At 67.0% G+C, this 16596-nt stretch carries 17 protein-coding genes and 1 tRNA gene; 12 read left to right on the top strand and 6 right to left on the bottom strand.

The genetic code is table 11. The annotated features are described in order from the left end of the window. Window position 1: 1 nt before the first annotated feature. From P0084_RS10350 to P0084_RS10340, 3 genes are read left to right on the top strand one after another with little or no spacing between them, the layout of a single operon-like run. Window positions 2–1387 carry a diguanylate cyclase gene (locus P0084_RS10350; protein ID WP_308916769.1) on the top strand — a complete coding sequence of 462 codons (1386 nt, stop codon included), beginning with the start codon at window positions 2–4 and terminating at the stop codon, window positions 1385–1387. A 51-nt stretch (window positions 1388–1438) separates the two neighbouring features. Further along, entirely contained in the window at window positions 1439–1816 is a 378-nt protein-coding gene (locus P0084_RS10345; protein ID WP_308916768.1) for a DUF983 domain-containing protein, read from the top strand. Then, on the top strand, window positions 1800–2408 hold the full coding sequence (locus P0084_RS10340) for an NUDIX hydrolase (RefSeq protein ID WP_308916767.1): 609 nt from the start codon (window positions 1800–1802) through the stop codon (window positions 2406–2408). The genes P0084_RS10345 and P0084_RS10340 overlap by 17 nt, the downstream gene beginning before the upstream one ends. Window positions 2409–2411: 3 nt before the next feature. Here the strand turns inward: P0084_RS10340 and P0084_RS10335 are convergent, their stop codons facing one another. After that, complete coding sequence (locus tag P0084_RS10335; RefSeq protein WP_308916766.1) at window positions 2412–3308, bottom strand: DMT family transporter; 897 nt, start codon at window positions 3306–3308, stop codon at window positions 2412–2414. A 224-nt stretch (window positions 3309–3532) separates the two neighbouring features. Here P0084_RS10335 and P0084_RS10330 point away from each other — a divergent pair, with 224 nt between their 5' ends. Together P0084_RS10330 and P0084_RS10325 are read left to right on the top strand one after the other, a co-directional pair. Further along, window positions 3533–3895 carry a hypothetical protein gene (locus P0084_RS10330; RefSeq protein WP_308916765.1) on the top strand — a complete coding sequence of 121 codons (363 nt, stop codon included), beginning with the start codon at window positions 3533–3535 and terminating at the stop codon, window positions 3893–3895. Between the two features lie 68 nt (window positions 3896–3963). Beyond that, window positions 3964–6237 carry an NADP-dependent malic enzyme gene (locus tag P0084_RS10325; protein ID WP_308916764.1) on the top strand — a complete coding sequence of 758 codons (2274 nt, stop codon included), beginning with the start codon at window positions 3964–3966 and terminating at the stop codon, window positions 6235–6237. Window positions 6238–6292: 55 nt separating this feature from the next. Here P0084_RS10325 and P0084_RS10320 read toward each other — a convergent pair whose 3' ends face one another. Then, entirely contained in the window at window positions 6293–7309 is a 1017-nt protein-coding gene (locus P0084_RS10320; RefSeq protein WP_308916763.1) for a nuclear transport factor 2 family protein, read from the bottom strand. A gap of 97 nt (window positions 7310–7406) precedes the next feature. Here P0084_RS10320 and P0084_RS10315 point away from each other — a divergent pair, with 97 nt between their 5' ends. Beyond that, a complete protein-coding gene (locus P0084_RS10315; protein WP_308916885.1) occupies window positions 7407–8552 on the top strand; it encodes an ABC transporter ATP-binding protein in 1146 nt (381 codons plus the stop codon). A gap of 12 nt (window positions 8553–8564) precedes the next feature. Here P0084_RS10315 and P0084_RS10310 read toward each other — a convergent pair whose 3' ends face one another. Together P0084_RS10310 and P0084_RS10305 are read right to left on the bottom strand one after the other, a co-directional pair. Then, a complete protein-coding gene (locus P0084_RS10310; protein WP_308916762.1) occupies window positions 8565–9044 on the bottom strand; it encodes a fasciclin domain-containing protein in 480 nt (159 codons plus the stop codon). Between the two features lie 183 nt (window positions 9045–9227). After that, window positions 9228–9659, bottom strand: a complete 432-nt coding sequence (locus tag P0084_RS10305; RefSeq protein ID WP_308916761.1) for a GFA family protein — start codon at window positions 9657–9659, stop codon at window positions 9228–9230. Window positions 9660–9714: 55 nt separating this feature from the next. Between P0084_RS10305 and P0084_RS10300 the strand changes: the two genes are divergently transcribed. Beyond that, window positions 9715–10248, top strand: coding sequence for an ester cyclase (locus tag P0084_RS10300; protein ID WP_308916760.1), 534 nt, complete (start codon window positions 9715–9717; stop codon window positions 10246–10248). A 7-nt stretch (window positions 10249–10255) separates the two neighbouring features. Here the strand turns inward: P0084_RS10300 and P0084_RS10295 are convergent, their stop codons facing one another. Continuing rightward, complete coding sequence (locus P0084_RS10295) at window positions 10256–10471, bottom strand: hypothetical protein (RefSeq protein WP_308916759.1); 216 nt, start codon at window positions 10469–10471, stop codon at window positions 10256–10258. A 76-nt stretch (window positions 10472–10547) separates the two neighbouring features. On the opposite strand from P0084_RS10295, the gene P0084_RS10290 reads away from it, so the two are divergent. Next, a complete protein-coding gene (locus P0084_RS10290; RefSeq protein ID WP_308916758.1) occupies window positions 10548–10808 on the top strand; it encodes a DUF2312 domain-containing protein in 261 nt (86 codons plus the stop codon). 42 nt (window positions 10809–10850) lie between these two features. Then, a tRNA-Thr gene (locus P0084_RS10285) sits at window positions 10851–10923 on the top strand. Between the two features lie 247 nt (window positions 10924–11170). Here P0084_RS10285 and P0084_RS10280 read toward each other — a convergent pair. Further along, window positions 11171–13441: a leishmanolysin-related zinc metalloendopeptidase gene (locus tag P0084_RS10280; protein ID WP_308916757.1), complete on the bottom strand. Its 2271-nt coding sequence runs from the start codon at window positions 13439–13441 to the stop codon at window positions 11171–11173. Window positions 13442–13934: 493 nt separating this feature from the next. Between P0084_RS10280 and P0084_RS10275 the strand changes: the two genes are divergently transcribed. The 3 genes from P0084_RS10275 (at window position 13935) to P0084_RS10265 (ending at window position 16591) form a co-directional block, all read left to right on the top strand. After that, on the top strand, window positions 13935–14330 hold the full coding sequence (locus P0084_RS10275) for a DUF4112 domain-containing protein (protein ID WP_308916756.1): 396 nt from the start codon (window positions 13935–13937) through the stop codon (window positions 14328–14330). A gap of 70 nt (window positions 14331–14400) precedes the next feature. Continuing rightward, complete coding sequence (locus tag P0084_RS10270; protein ID WP_308916755.1) at window positions 14401–15393, top strand: YihY/virulence factor BrkB family protein; 993 nt, start codon at window positions 14401–14403, stop codon at window positions 15391–15393. Further along, entirely contained in the window at window positions 15377–16591 is a 1215-nt protein-coding gene (locus P0084_RS10265) for an AI-2E family transporter (RefSeq protein WP_308916754.1), read from the top strand. The genes P0084_RS10270 and P0084_RS10265 overlap by 17 nt, the downstream gene beginning before the upstream one ends. Window positions 16592–16596: the final 5 nt, after the last annotated feature.

The following is a 16596-nucleotide window of genomic DNA, read 5'->3' as shown; positions in this document are numbered from 1 at the left end:
CATGGCCGGTAGGATCCTCATCGTCGACGATGTCGCGACGAACCGCATTCTCATGAAGGTGAAGCTGGCGGCCGCGCGCTACGACGTGATCCTGGCATCGTCCGGGGAGGAGGCGCTGGACATCGCCCGGGCGGGCGGAATCGACGTGGTGATCATGGACATGCTGATGCCCGGTCTGACCGGGGCGCAGGTCTGTGCCCGGCTCCGCGCCGACCCTGCGACCGCGTCCATTCCCGTGGTGCTCATCACCGCGACGGCCGACCCCGACGCCCGCCTCGCGGGGCTGGAGGCCGGTGCCGACGATTTCCTGTCCCGGCCCATCGACGAGGTCGCACTCCTGGCGCGGGTCCGTGCCCTGTTGCGGAGCCGGGAGGAGGACCGCGCGATGGGCGGTGGCGGCGAATGGGCCGACGCGCTCGACATGGGGGCCGCTGGCGATTCGGTCGCCACCGACCGGATGGAGGGACGGATCGCCATTCTGGAGTCGGACCGAGCCATGGGTCGCGCCCTGGCCGATCTGCTCGCGCCCGATTTCGCTCGAACCCCGACCACGTTGGAAGGCGACGCCGCCTTGTCGTTGGAACCCGACGAGGCACCGGACCTGTTCCTGATCGACGCGGACTTCGATGGTCGCGGTGGCGGCCTGCGTCTGTTGTCGGATCTCCGCGCGCGGGGCGCGACGCGACGGGCCGCCTGCGTCGTGATGCTGCCCGCGGGCGACAGCGAGCGTGCCGCCACGGCGCTCGATCTCGGCGCATCCGACGTCGCCTATCGTCCGATCCTGCCGCGCGAGCTGACGATGCGCCTGCGCACGCAGCTGAAGCGCAAGCGGCAAAGAGACCGCATGCGCGACGCGTTGCAGAACGGATTGCGGATGGCGGTGACGGATCCGCTCACGGGTCTCTACAACCGTCGATACGGCCTCCACCACCTGGAACGGGTGGCCGCGCGCGGCCGGCAGCAGGACAAGCCCTGCGGCGTCATCGTGCTGGATCTGGACCATTTCAAGTCGGTCAACGACACGCACGGACATGCCACGGGCGACCGCGTCCTCGTCGCCGTGGCCCAAGCGCTACGCGACAATCTGCGATCCGGCGACTTGGTTTGCCGAATGGGCGGGGAGGAGTTCCTGGCCGTCCTGCCCGATGCGACGTTGGAACAGATCCACGGTATCGCCGTCCGACTGCGTGGTGTGATCGGTCGCCTGCGGCTCGTGGCTCCGGATGGATCGCCGCTCCGCGTCACCTTGTCCATGGGCATCGCGAAGATCGAGGTCGAGGCGGGCGGTGCGTTGGCTGCGGTCGACCGAGCCGACCGTGCTCTTTATCGGGCGAAGGCGGGGGGGCGCGACCGCATCGTGGCCGCCGACGCTACGCCGCCGGCCTGACGTCTCGCATCCACGCTGGCCATGCCCCCTTCGTCACCCTAGGTGACGGGAATGACAGATACGGTCGATCCCGAACGCCCAATGCGGTCCGCCCTGTGGCGGGGTTGGCGGTGCAAGTGCCCCAATTGTGGCGAAGGGGCGATGATGCAGGGGTACCTCAAGGTCCGCGACGCCTGTCCGCAATGCGGGGAGGCGCTGCACCATCATCGCGCGGATGACGGCCCCCCTTACCTGACGCTGCTGATCGTGGGGCACGTGGTGGGTCCGCTGATGCTGTGGGCCTATGTGCAATACGAGCCGAGCCCCCTGATCTTCATCCTGATCTTCGGCACCTTGTCCGTGGTCATGTCCCTTTGGATGCTGCCCCGGCTAAAGGGGCTGATCGTCGGCGTCCAATGGGCCAACCGGATGCATGGCTTCGGCATCTGATTCGGCCATCCGCGATGCGGCGGGCCTGATCCTGGTGCGGGATGCACCGGACGGACGACGGGTGCTGATGGGGCGTCGCGGGGCGGGGGCCGTGTTCATGCCGTCCAAGTTCGTCTTCCCCGGGGGGCGGGTCGATCCTGCGGATGCCGGTGGCATCCCCGCCTCGGTCCTGCCCATGGCCGACCGTGCCGCGCTGGAACGTGAATCGTCCTTGCCGGCCGAAACGCTGGCGGCGGCCGCGATCCGGGAACTGCTGGAAGAGACGGGACTGACCTTCGGGAACCCGATCGCGGCGACCAAGCGCCTGCGCTTCGTGTTCCGCGCGATCACCCCGCCGGGCCGACCGCGCCGCTTCGATGCGCGCTTCTTCGCGGCGCCCGCGGACGCCCTCGCATGCGATCCCGACGCGCTGGGTGGCGACGGCGAACTGTCCGACTTGGCTTGGTTCCGCATCGACGCGGCGGGGCGGCTCGACATGCCGTTCGTGACGCGCCTCGTCCTGGCGGAGGTCGCGGCTCATGGGGCTACCGCGCCCGACGGTGTTCCGTTCCTCGACAATTCGGGGCCGGCGACCCGGGTGGTCCGCCTGTGACCGTCAGGCCAGCAGGACCACCACGACGCTGAAGCCGATCAGGACCGTGCCGACCAGTTCGCGCCAGGTGATCCTTTCGGAAAGCAGAAGCCACGAGATGGCCAGCGACAGGATCAACTCGACCTGGCCGACTGCGTTAACCAGCGCTGCCTGCTCGAGCGTATAGGCCGTGAACCAGCCGAGGCTGCCCCCCATCGAGGTCAGCCCGATCGCCAGCGTGACCCGCCAGCGGCGGAAGACCGCAACCATCGCGCCCCGATCCCGCAGGAGCAACCATGCGGCCAGCAGCGCTGTCTGCAGAAGGGTCACCCAGAACAGGGTGACGGACGCCCGCAGGATCGGCTCCTCAGCCGCGACCGCCAGCGACCCGGCGCGGTAGGCCACGGCGGAGACGCTGAAGAACGCCCCCGATCCCAGGCCGTACAGGATCGCTACGTCCGTCATGCCGGCCCGGAACGACTGCCCCTTGGGGATCGATATCGCTAGTACGCCGACGACGCCCACGGAGATGGCGGCGATGACGGGAAGGGTCGGCACCTCGCCCAACAGGGCGAACCCCGTCAGGATCGTCATGAGGACGGTGGTCTTCGACAGGGCGATCCCCACCGCGAAGTTCCGGCGCGAGAAGGTCGCGACGACCAGGATCGTCGCGGCGATCTGCGCGATGCCGCCGACGATGGCCCATGGCCAGAACGTGGCGTCCAGGGCGGGAAGCGCGGTGGTCGTATCCATCGACCACCACACGAGAAGTCCGGAACCCAGGAACAGGGGCGCATACACGAAACGCGCGAAGGTCGCGGCAACCGGTCCCGCGCCGCCGGCGCTCAGGCGCTTCTGCAGATAGAACCGAAAGGCCTGCAGCGCGGAGGCGGCGAGTGCTGCGAAGACCCAAAGCGACATCCCCCTCTGCCTCGCACGGCATGCAGGGGCATGCCACCCTCCCTCGATCGGAAACCGTTGCCTGCAAACGGCCCCGATTGTCGCCCCGATCGGGTTGTACCGCCCGATCGAACGCCACAATTCCGCCCCCATGGATCGGCAGTTTGCTGCAAATTGTAGTGTTTCACATTCGTCCGGTTTCTTCGATGTCCCTCGTTCCGTTCCGTCTGCTCCCCCGACCCGTCATGACCGATCTGCGGCCATCCAACGCCGACCTGCGCGCCACGATCTGGATCGCCTTGGGGATGGCGGTGGTGCTGGGGGCCATATCGATGCTGCCGCACAAGCCGTTCGCGACGGACGATTCCGATGTCGTCGCCGCCGTCGCGGCCCTGGGCGACGCGGTCTGTCCGGAGGGTTGGGCCGCGGAGCATGCGGCGCGGGCCGGACTGTCGGAAGCCCAGACGACCGCCCGCTACGTCGCGGTCAGCTTCGACGCCAGCGACAGGACCATCCTGCGGCGGGTGCGGGCCGGATTGCAGCATGCGGCATCCGACACGGACGCACAGATCGCGCTGTGCGTGGCCCGGTCCCGCCGCCTGTTGTGACGCGCCCCTGTTGACCCCCGGCCCCCGGAAGCCGAAACCGGACCGGCAACGACCGGGACGGTGACACGATGAGCGATGACGACACGGTCCGCAGTGCGGCACTGGACTATCACCTGCTGCCGCGCCCCGGAAAGCTGGAGATTCGCGCCACCAAGCCCCTGGAGAACGGCCGCGACCTCGCCCGCGCCTATTCCCCCGGCGTCGCCGAGGCATCCGTGGCCATCCGCGACGACCCCGCCGCCGCGGCGCTCTACACCGCCCGGGCTAACTTGGTGGCGGTCGTCACCAACGGAACGGCCGTATTGGGCTTGGGAAACATCGGTGCGCTGGCGTCGAAGCCGGTCATGGAAGGCAAGGCCGTCCTCTTCAAGAAGTTCGCCGGCATCGATTGCTTCGACATCGAGCTGAACGAGACCGACCCGGAGAAGCTGGCCGATATCGTCTGCGCCCTGGAGCCGACCTTCGGCGCCATCAACCTGGAGGACATCAAGGCGCCCGACTGCTTCGTCGTGGAGAAGCTCTGCCGGGAGCGGATGAACATCCCCGTCTTCCACGACGATCAACACGGCACCGCCATCGTGGTCGGCGCTGCGGCCCTTAACGCGTTGCTCCTGACGGACCGTCGGTGGGAGGACGTGAAGGTCGTGTCCACCGGCGGTGGCGCGGCGGGCATCGCCTGCCTGAACATGCTGCTGACGTTGGGCGTGCGACGCGAGAACGTGTCCCTGCTGGACCTGCACGGACTGGTCCACCAGGGGCGGGAGGCGGACATGACCCCCCAGAAGGCGGCCTTCGCCCAGCCGGGCGGGCCGCGCGGCCTGGGCCAGGTGATCGACGGGGCGGACCTGTTCCTCGGCCTGTCCGGACCGAACATCCTGACCGCCGAGATGGTGGAACGCATGGCGGACCGTCCCATCATCTTCGCGCTGGCCAATCCCAACCCGGAGATCGCGTACGACGCCGCGCGGGCCGTGGCGCCCCGCGCCATCATCGCCACGGGGCGGTCCGACTACCCCAACCAAGTCAACAACGTGCTTTGCTTTCCCTTCATCTTCCGCGGCGCGTTGGACGTCGGTGCCACCGAGATCAACGAGCAGATGAAGGTCGGGTGCGTCGAGGGGATCGCGGCGCTCGCTCGCGCGACGACCAGCGCGGAGGCGGCGGCCGCCTATCGCGGCGAACAGCTGACATTCGGACCGGACTATCTGATCCCGAAGCCGTTCGACCCGCGCTTGATGGGCGTTGTGGCCAGCGCCGTCGCCAAGGCCGCCATCGAGTCCGGCGTGGCGTCCCGGCCCGTGCCCGACATCGCCGCCTACAAGCGGACGCTGGATCAATCGGTGTTCCGGTCGGCCTTCGTGATGCGTCCGGTATTCGAAGCCGCCGCCGGGGCCGAGCGCCGCATCGTCTTCGCCGAGGGCGAGGACGAGCGCGTGCTGCGCGCGAGCCAGGCCATGACCGAGGAGATGACCGACAGCCCCATCCTGATCGGCCGCCCGGAGGTAATCGCGGCCCGCATCGAGCGTGACGGATTGACCCTGCGCCCCGGCGAGAACGTGGAGATAGTGAATCCGGAATCCGACCCCCGATATCGCGACTACTACGAGACGTATCATGCGCTGATGGCGCGACGTGGCGTGGCCCGGGACGAGGCGCGGGCGATCATGCGCACGAACAGCACGGCCATCGCCGCCGTGATGGTCGCGCGGGGGGAGGCCGACAGCATGATCTGCGGCACCTACGGCCAGTTCCTGTGGCATCTGCGCTACGTCGCGGACGTGCTGGGCCGGGATCACCTGCACCCGGTGGGCGCCATGTCGCTGATGCTGCTGGACCAGGGACCGCTGTTCATCGCCGACACGCATGTCCATCCCCAGCCGACCCCCGAACAGGTGGCGGAAACGGTCTGCGCCAGCACGAGGCACGTTCGCCGGTTCGGCATCGCGCCCAAGGTGGCTTTGTGTTCGGGCAGCCAGTTCGGCAATCTCGACTCGCCTTCGGGGCGGACGATGCGCGAGGCCCTGCGGATCCTCGACGCGCAGGAGCACGACTTCGAGTACGAGGGGGAGATGAACCTCGACGCCGCGCTCGACCCCGACCTCCGGGCGCGCTTCCTGGACCACAGCCGCATCGAGGGGCCCGCCAACGTCGTGGTCTTCGCAGGAACGGACGCCGCGGGCGCGACGCGCAACGTCCTGAAGGCCCGCGCCGGGGGGTTGGAGGTCGGCCCGATCCTGATGGGGATGGGCAACAAGGCGCATATCGTGACGCCTTCGATCACCACGCGCGGCCTGCTGAACATGGCGGCGCTGGCCGGAACGCCGGTGGCCACCTACGGTTAGCGGGGGCTCGGCGGACGTTGACAGCCGTCAACAGCTCGCATCGTAACGATTTCCTTCACGCATCCTTCACATCCCGACGGGGCGCGCCCTGACGGTGACGCAGGCGGGCCAGCACGTCGACGCCGAGATCGTGCATCAGGCCCAACGTGTCGTTCGGCAACCAGTTCTCCGCAATGCGCCCTTCGGCGTCGAAGCGGTAGAAGTCCATCACGCGGAACATCACCCGGCGCCCGGATGGGGCCAGGCCCATGTATTCGTCGCCCGAATGGTCCAACCGGACGTCGCCGCCCGTGACGGCATAGGGGCCGTCCGACAGGCGCACGAAATGACCCGCGCCGATGCGGGTGGGGAAGGCGCGCAGGAACGGGAGCTGATGGTGGGCGCGGAACCCGTCCAGCCCCTTGCACGCACCGATGCCACCCGCGGCCCAGTACAGGAACCCGTCCGCCCAGGCCGACATGTCCATGCTGTCGATCGACGCCCCGTCATAGGCGTGCAGGGCGTCGTGCATCGCCAGGACGCGGCGCAGGCTCCCGCCGTCCTCCGCCCCGTCGGCGTTCGAGCGCATGCCATCCTGCGTGGCGGGCGCCGGCCAATGACCGGGCGCGCCGAGCGGCGCGGCCATCGGCCATTGCCCCGTCGCGATCATCAATCCGGCGAGGTCCCAGACCAGCCAGGACCGGACGATCCGACCATGCGCATCGAAGGCATGCCCCTCGCCGTAGTCCAGGCGCGCCACGCCCCGCGTGGGGGCGATGCCGCAGAACCCTTCCCGGAACGTGCCGACATAGGATCCGACGCAAGCCACCATCTCGTCCGCCACGGGCGCGCCAACCCGGTCGTCCGGCTGGTTGCGCCCCGCGAGCACGATGGCATCGCGCCGTTCCAGGTCGGGAAAGGCGCGGCGCAGCGCGTTCCACGGGTCCCGCGCCGCCGCCCCCGTCAGACGGCCGAACGGATGGGACGCGTCGCAGCGGGCGTCGTCGGCCAGCGTTTCCAGATCACCCGATGCCAGCCGCCGCAGCGCGGCCACCGCGATCCGCCTGTTGATGCCGCACGTGTACGTCGTCATGTCGATCCCCGTTCCGAACACGGCGAGCTAGCCTGCAAATCGCTTGTGGCGATGGCGCGGGCATGTCTAGTTGATCGGAAAGGACACGGGGGACGCGATGGCGGAGATCAACCTGAAGCGAGTCACGAAGCGCTGGGGCGACTTCGTCGGGGTGCAGGAGTTCGACCTGGACATCCACGATCGGGAGTTCCTGGTCCTGCTCGGCCCGTCGGGCTGCGGCAAGACGACGACGATGCGGATGATCGCGGGACTGGAGGAGCCGACCTCCGGCGACATCCTGATCGGCGGGGACCGGGTGAACGACAAGGACCCGAAGGACCGCGACATCGCGATGGTGTTCCAATCCTACGGCCTCTACCCGAACCTCACCGTCTACGAGAACATCCGCTTCCCGTTGAAGGTCCGCAAGGTTCCCGCGGCCGAACACGACGAGCGGGTGATGCGGGCCTCCGCGATGGTCGAATTGGACGACTTCCTCCATCGCAAGCCGGCGGCCCTGTCGGGCGGTCAGCGGCAAAGGGTGGCCCTGGCCCGTGCCATCGTCCGGACGCCCAAGGTCTTCCTGATGGACGAGCCGCTGTCGAACCTGGACGCCAAGCTGCGCGTCAGTACGCGTGCCCAGATCAAGAACCTGTCCCACGAGCTGAAGGTCACCACGATCTACGTCACGCACGATCAGATCGAGGCGATGACCTTGGCCGATCGCGTCGTCGTGATGAAGGCCGGCGTCGTGCAACAGGTCGGCACGCCGACCGAGATCTACGACATGCCCTCCAACACCTTCGTCGCCAGCTTCATCGGAAGCCCGGCCATGAACCTGATGGAAGGGGAGATCCGGAACGGCACATTCACATGCAAGGGCGTCACGATCCCCGGCGTGACGGGGCCCGACGGTCCGGTCACCTGCGGTTTCCGGGCGGAGGACGCGTCCGTCGCCGAAGGCGGGTCGGGCGAGGTCCAGGCCCCGGTCTATTCCATGGAGCTTCTGGGCGACTCGACGATGGTCACGGTCCGCGTGGGCGGTAGCTTGGTCGCGGTGAAGGCGCCGAAGGAGTTCAGGGCCGAGATCGGTGCCCCCTTCGCGGCGAACGTGCCGGCCGGCATCTGCCATTTCTTCGACGCGAAATCGGGGGAGCGGGTCGGGGGCGGCCACCCGGTCACGCCCGCCCGTCAGGCCGATGCGCCGGCCGGCGCGGATGTCGTCCCCCCCGCGGCGGTCGGAGCGCCCGACGGGGGGAACTGAGTCATCGATCGATCACTCCGGGAGGAGGACCGCGTCGATCACGTGGATGACACCGTTCGACGCCTCGATGTCGGGCGTGACCACGTTCGCCCCATTGATGGTGACGCCACCTTCCGTGCCGATCGTCAGGGTGCCTTCGTTCACCGCCGTGGCCTCCATACCATCGGACAGGTCGCTCGACATGACACGACCGGACACCACGTGATAGGTCAGGATGTCGACCAGCTGATCGCGGTTCTCCTCCAGCAGCAGATCGTCGACGGTGCCTTCCGGCAGGGCCGCGAAGGCGTCGTCCGTGGGGGCGAAGACGGTCAGAGGACCTTCGCCCTGCAGCGTCTCGACCAGGCCGGCGGCTTCTGCGGCGGCCAGCAGGGTCGTGAAGGAGCCGGCTTCGGTGGCGACGGCGACGATGTCGTTGGAATGCCCGTCCGCGAAGGCGGGGGCGGCGAAGGCGGCGGTGGCGCTGAGGGCCAGGAACGTTCTGCGGATCATGGTCGTCTCCCATTGGGTCTTCGGATCGGCATCGGTGCCGACACGAGAGAGGTTGGGAGGGGTGCCGCGACTCGCAAGGCGGGGGCATTCCGCCGATAGGACAGGGTGCCGCGTTGAGGCGCGGGACGCGGACGCCAAGCCGGACCGTGTTCCGCCGTCAACTGACGATAACGTGATCGGTGGCTATGCTTTCGCGTTCGAGGATCGCTCGTAGAGCAACCGTCCAGCGATCCCCCCGCCGCCGTCGCTGGGATGGTCGATCCCGTCCATGACATCGACCTGCGTCAGGTCGAAGGGTGAGATCCCCTCCAGGCACGCGACGTTCACGCCGTACTCGTCCGGGTTCGACCGGCGGCGGTGATGGGTATAGATCCCGCACGTTCCGCAGAACCAATGCCGCGCCACCCCCGTGTTGAAGGTATAGAGGCGCAAGGACTCCTTCCCCTCCAGGATGGTGATGCCATCCTTCGGGGCGCTGACGGCCACGGCGCCACGCATCGTGCAGAACGAGCAATCGCAGCGTCGTGCGGTGGCGAGGCCGTCCGTCAGGGCGACCTCGAAGCGGACGGTGCCGCAATGGCACCGGGCGGGGTGGGGGGATCGGATTTCCGTCATAGATCGCATCCTAAGTCGAGAGGCGTGGCCGATCCAACGAAAGAAGGAGCATGACATGAAGGGAAGCCGACCGGAACAGGCGGTCCTGACGAAGGATGCCGACCTGTCCAAGACCGCGGAGACGCGGGCGGTCATCGAAGGCATGGTCGACGGATTGAACGATCACCGCATCGGGGACATGGGGGCGTTCTTCGCCGAAACGTTCCGATGGATGGGCAATCGCGGGTGCGGGACGAAGGATGGGCTGCAAGCATTTCAGCGGAACTGGCAAGCCCCGTTCCAGGCGGCGTTCGGGGATAAGGTCTGCATCGACGAAGGTCGGATCTACATGGGGGAATGGGCGGCGGCCTTCGGGCGACAGGAGGCCACGCATCGCGGCACCTTCATGGGGATGGAACCGACCGGCAAGCGCGTGACGATCCGCTACATGGACGTATGGAAGGTCGCCGACGGTCGAATCCAGGACAATTGGGTAATGGTCGACTTCGCCGACGTGATGTCGCAACTGGGCGTCGACGTGTTCGGCGGCCATGGGTGGGAGGCCTACGACGACGGCACGCGGAGCCCGCCCGAACCGCCTTCTCGCTGAACCGACATCACGTCAGCATCACGCCGACGACCACCATCATCAGACCCAGGGCGGACAGGCCCATCGCGGATAGGTTGACCACCACGAGCCGACGCAATCGATCCTGCATCGCCTGCCCCTGCAGTCCGGTTCGGCGTGCCTTCGCCGCCGCCGTGATGCACCACCCCAGGCCGCACAGACCAGCCAGCGCGAAGGCGGCGCCGATCCAAACCAACCATACCATGCGGGTCCCCGTGCTGCGTTGCATCCCCTGGGCGGCGGCGCTACCCCGCCGGGCAACCGCAGGCAAGGGGACGGGAATGGACGACGTGATCGAGGGTGGCGCAGGCGGCGTGGCCGCGGAGGAGCTGAAGCAATTCGTCGAGCGGATCGAACGGCTGGAGGAGGAGAAGCGCGATATCGCCGACGCGATTAAGGAGGTGTTCGCGGAGGCGAAGGGCCGAGGCTACGACACCCGCGTCATGCGCAAGGTCGTCGCCCTGCGCCGCCGGGAGCCGAACGACATCGCCGAGGAGGAAGCCGTGATGGACCTGTACCGCGAAGCGCTGGGCATGCGCTGACCCGTTGCCCGGGCGGCTGCGGACGGCTATGAATGTCGCGGCGCCCCTATAGCTCAGCTGGTAGAGCATCTGATTTGTAATCAGAGGGTCGGGAGTTCGAGTCTCTCTGGGGGCACCGCCAATCTGAAATCGATTGATACCGGCGCAACGATCCCGACCGGGATCGCCGCTGCGCGGTGGAGCGCAGGGTCGCGAAATGATGCCGCGCAAGTCACGTAATTGCGTGACACCACCGGCGGGATATCGCCTGAAACGTTAACGGCCGGACCGGGAAATTAACTTTCTCCGGATCGAAAAAAGGGGCTCCGCATCGCGGAGCCCCCTCGTTCGATCGAACATGTTAATAGCCATTAACCGATGGGTCAGCCGTAAATCGTATCGTAGCCCATGTCCTGCAACGCCGCGATCGTCATGTCGGACAGCGTATTGGAACCGTTGACGTATCCGGTCATGATCTCGTTCCCGAAGGTGCGGTCGTCCCAATGTCCGCCCGCCGTTCCGCTACCACCGTCCGTTTCGACCGGAACCCCGTACTTCGCCAGCGGGTCGTTCTTGGCGATGTCCGGGAAGCCGTCCTTGTACGCCTTCGTCGCGTCCTTGCCCGTGAACCGCAGGTCGCCGTCGAAGTCTTTTACCAGCCCCATCAGCTCCCACAGGGTCCCGAAGCCGACGGTGTGCATCATCTCGTGGAAGATCACGTCCTCCCAGATGCCGCGGCTCAACATGGACTGGGCGTCGGCCGTGTCGAACCTCATCTGTCCCATGACCGAGAGATAATCGTCGGACCGGACGTAACGGGGACCCGCGCTGCCGATCGTGCCACCCCGACCGTCGATCGCCTCCAAGGTCGCCTCGACGCGCATGTCGTCGATCGTGTTGCCGTTCACCTTGGCGTCCGGCAGATCGCCGATGATCAACGACGTCACGGCGTTCGCCGCGTCGATGAACGCGTCGCGCAGTGAGGAGTCCCACGTACCGTTGAACACGACCTCCAGATTGTAGCCGTTCGGAGCACCCGCCACGAAGGCATTCCCCTTGCCTTCGATGTCGAGGGTGGCGGAGCCGCCGACCGAACCCCCTTTGCCATCCACGACGTCGTAATCGAAGGTCAGCGTCTCGGTATCGCCGTCGAAGAGAAGGTTGGCGAAATCGCCCGGGTCGATCGTCGCGACGCCGTTCTTCAGCGTGAACGCGACGTCCTCGCCGGAGGAATCGACGACCGACAGGTTCACGACCGACAGGGCGTCGCCGTCCGCGTCCTTCGCCTTGCTCAGGAGGTTCACGGACGCGCTCGACGCCTTCTCCGACACCGAACCGCCATCGACGGGTGCCGTCACCGGTGCGGAATTTGACGTAGGTGTGGGGGCAGGGTCGTTGGTGACAGGCTGGGGAGCGGGGGTGCCGTTCCCGATCCGGATATCGGACCACGTCGTTTCCATCGTTCCGCCGGTGTCGTCGTCGTTGACCAGCACCAGTCGCGAGAAGGACTGCCCCGCCAGGCCGGACAGGTCGATCGTCACGACCTTCGTGTCGCCGTCCGACAGGCTGCGCGCATAGCTCTGATCGCCATAGGACGTCTGCGTTCCCGCGACCTGCCAGACGATGCCGCCCTTGTTGTCGTGGTCGCGGTCGTTGTCCAATCCGATCCCATGGATCTCGCCCAACGCGCCCTTCGCGATGGTTACGGTGGCCTGCAAGGTCATGCCGTCCTGAATCACGAGGGGGCCGTCCTCGAACGTGAAGTCACGCCATGTGTTGTCCCGTAGGCGCATCGTGTTCGAGTCGATCCGCTTGGCGTTCCCGTCGAAGTCCTGTCCGTCGCCATAGGAGGTCCCGGTGTCCTCGAAGACGAAGGTCTGCGTCCCGGCCGCGGGGGGGGCATAGCCCGAGGGCGACCCATTCGCGACCGCCGTGCCATCCAGGCTCAGATCGGACCAGATCGAAGTATAGCCTGCGGCGAACAGGCTGTCGTCGTCGTTCACAATCACCAGTTGGGACACGGTCTGGCCGGCATAGGCGTCGAGGTCGATCTCAAAGTCGACCGTCTTGCCCGCCTTGACGGCCTTCCCGTCGTATTGCTCGAAGAAATCGATATGTTCGCGCCCACCAAGCTGGACGAAGAAGTCGTTTCCGTTGTCGAAATCGCCGTCGATGTCGAAGCCGATGCCCACGACCTCGGCGATGCCGTCCTTGGGAACCTCGACCGTCCCGCGCAGGACCATGCCCTTCTCGATCACGGTCGCGCCGCCCTTCAAGTCGATCGACTTCCAGGCGTTGCCCGACATCGTCAAGGTCGACCCGTTGCCCGACACCGACACGCTGCCGAGGCCGGGGCGGTCCTGCCACGTGTCATAGGAGTCGATCGCACCGCGGAAGTCGAAGTCGTCGGCGGTCGCGTTGTCGTTCTTGGCCTGCGCTTTACTGCAACAGTCGCCGCACCCGCATCCCTCGGGATGGGGGGCACCGTGCCCATGTCCATGCCCGTGATCGTGTCCGGCATGCGAGTCCACGAACCGATCGAGCCACGCCTCCGTCAGGATGCGGGGATCCAACTCGATGAGACCGGAGATGGTATCGGAGTTCGCCTGTCGCACGCCGCCCCAGTTGGCGCGAATGCCGTTCGCTGCGCTCATATCGCTGTCCCTTGCCTAGAGGTCCGTTAACCGGACTTTGCCCGTCGTTTGGTCCGAGCGGATACGGAATGCAAATCAGCGATGGGTAACCAGACCATGAATAGGCGATTATCTGCTCCACCGTTTCATGACGTCCACGTCACATCGCCGGCGCCGCAATCGCGACAAGAACACCGGACAGCCGGTCGTGCCGGCCAATGGCTATCCGTGCGCCCGAACGCGATCTATCCATGGGTGGTTGCAGATTTGCATCGTTTACAGAACTGCGCGAATTGACGGCACATCGTGGCGCTGTTGCGACGCATCTGGCGTTCCTCGTCATTTCCGGGTCGGATCTGCAAATGCGTGCTCGTGCGAATGCGGGTGGGACATCACCGAACCGCGGGGTTGCGCGAACCCCCACCCGGGCTCGATGGGGCGATGGCGGCGGACACGCGGAACCGCGGAGCCGTACTCGGGCGTTCCTTCAGCGTCCCCAACGTGGAGGCCAACGATGCAAGCGAACCGACACCCCCCGGCCGAAGTCGCAGCACGCCTGGCGAGACTGGATCGTCTCGCCGACAACCTCGACAGTCGCTATCGCGTGCCCGGGACGAACATCCGGTTCGGCTGGGACGCGCTGCTGGGTCTCGTTCCCGGGATCGGGGATGTCGCGGCCCTCGGACCGTCCGGCTACATCCTGCTTGAAGCCCATCGCCTCGGAGCACCAAGCCACGTCAAGGCGAGGATGGCGGCCAATGTTGGGATCGACTGGATCGTCGGCACGATCCCCATCGTCGGCGACTTGTTCGATGTCGGATGGAAGGCGAACCGGCGCAACGTAGCCCTGCTGCGAGACCACCTCGGCGGTTCTCCCGCGCCGCCGGATCGGGACGACGTGGCGGCCTGACGGTACCGCCGCGGAACGAGCGGCCCCGTCGTGCGTTCCATCGTCACACCGCAATCGGAGCGCCGCATCAATGACCGATATCAGTCACACCCCGCCGCGGCATCGCGCGACGCGGGCGCAATCGGGGCGAGGACGCGAGGCGACGTCGCCGACGAACATCCCCGCGACCGGTTGGAAGGACATCCTTCTGCGCGTGAAGGACGAGATATCGAAGGACCATGTCAGCCTCGTCGCTGCCGGGGTCGCATTCTATGGCCTCCTCGCGATCTTCCCGGCGATCACGGCGATGATGTCCATCGCCGGATTGCTCTACGAACCGCAGGAACTTGTCGCGATCCTCGACGGTGCTGCCGCGGTCGTGCCGGCCCAGATGGCGGAGATCCTGCTTGGCCAGGCGGAGGCGGTTGCGGGGTCGCAGGACGGACGCCTGACGTTCGCCTTGATCCTCGGCGTGGGCATCGCGCTCTGGTCCGCTTCCGCAGGAGTTGGCAGCTTGATCGAGGGCATCAACCTCGCCTACGACGAGGAGGAGACGCGTGGTTTCGTGCGCCTCAAACTGACGACCCTCGCGCTCACGCTGTGCATGATCGTCGGTGTCGTGGCGGCTGCCGGCCTGATCATCGTGCTCCCCATCGCTTTGTCGTTCCTCGCGTTCGCACCGATGATGGAGACGCTGATCCAGGTGCTCGCCTACTTACCGCTTGCCCTGCTCATACTGTTCGGCATCGCGATCCTTTATCGCTTCGCACCCGACCGGGACGCGGCGCGGTGGCGATGGCTCGCGCCCGGAACGCTGGCGGCGGCCGTCCTTTGGCTGATCGCATCGGTCGGGTTCTCGTTCTACGTCGCGAACTTCGCCTCCTACAACGAGACGTTCGGCTCCCTGGGCGGTGTCGTCGTCATGCTGATGTGGATGTGGATTTCGGCCTACGTGATCCTGATGGGGGCCGAGATGAACTCGGAGATCGAGGCGCAGACGGCGCGCGACACGACCGTGGGGCATCGTGAACCGATGGGGCACCGCAATGCGGTCAAGGCCGATACGCTTGGCGAAGCGCGCTGAGGCCGAGCCACCCGCCGCACCGGCGCGGCCGGCGGCTACCGGGGAGGCGCGGGCGGAGTTCGACTCGCGCTTCCGGAGGGAGGCGTCGGCACGCGAACGCCACCCCCTCGCCACGCCGGTCACCGGCATCTTCATCATCCTGCTGATCCACAGCCTGATCTTCGCGTCCGGGTTCCTGTTGCCCGTCACCGCGGCGGTGCTGGGATACTTCATCCTGAACGCGCCGCGTCGCGGGCTGGAGAAGATCGGAGTGCCAGCCCCGGCCGCGGCCGCCCTGTTCACCGGCGCCATCGCAGCCGTCCTCGTGCTGGGGGGCATGGCCCTCGCGGAACCGATCACGGAGTTCGTCACCGACCTGCCGTCCCTGCTGGACGACACGATGGCGATGCTGACCGGCCCCGGCGGTCCGCTGGAGGCGTTCTCGCGCGCCGCCGAGGCGACGGAGGAGGCGGTCGTCGCCGCCGGGGCCGAGGAACCCGTGCAGGTCGAGGTGGTCAGCCAGGGCGGGATCGCGTCGTCGATCTTCGCCAACGCACCGGGTCTGGTCTCGCAGATCGTGTTCGCCGTCTGCCTGCTGTTCTTCCTGGTCGCCAGCGGGGACCTGTTCATCCAGAAGGCCGTCCAGATCGCCGATCGGTTCGAGGACAAGCGCACCACGGTCCGCGCTGTCCGCACCATCGAACGGGGGCTCGGCAATTACCTGGGCTCGATCACGCTGATCAATGCCGGCTTGGGCGTGGCGATCGGGTTGGCGATGTGGTGGTGGGGGATCCCGTCGCCATGGCTCTACGGCATCATGGCGACGCTGCTCAACTTCGTGCCGTTCGTCGGCGCGGTCGTCGGGGCCGCGGTGGCGGGGTTCACCGGCTTCGTCACGTTCGCGGATTTCTGGATCGGCCTCGGGGTAGCCGGCACGTACTATGCGCTGACGGCGTTCGAAGGGCAGTTCGTCACACCCACCCTGGTCGGTCAGCGCCTGCGGTTGAACATTACCATGGTGTTCCTGACGGTCGCGTTCTTCGCCTGGATCTGGTCGATCATGGGGATGGTGGTCGCGGTGCCCGTCCTGATCGTCGTGAAGGTGATCTGCGACGGCATCCCGCGCTTCCGCAAGGTCGGGTTGTTCCTGGGCGACGCGGAAGGGTTCGTGCCCGAGGCCCCGCTCAACCCGAGCAAGCCCGCGGACGCCGAGACCTGAGCGAC

It is taken from the genome of Jannaschia maritima (assembly GCF_030973515.1).
GTDB lineage: Bacteria > Pseudomonadota > Alphaproteobacteria > Rhodobacterales > Rhodobacteraceae > Jannaschia > Jannaschia maritima.
The sequence above is the reverse complement of the archived record's forward strand: the minus strand, read 5'-3'. Positions and strand labels throughout refer to the sequence as shown.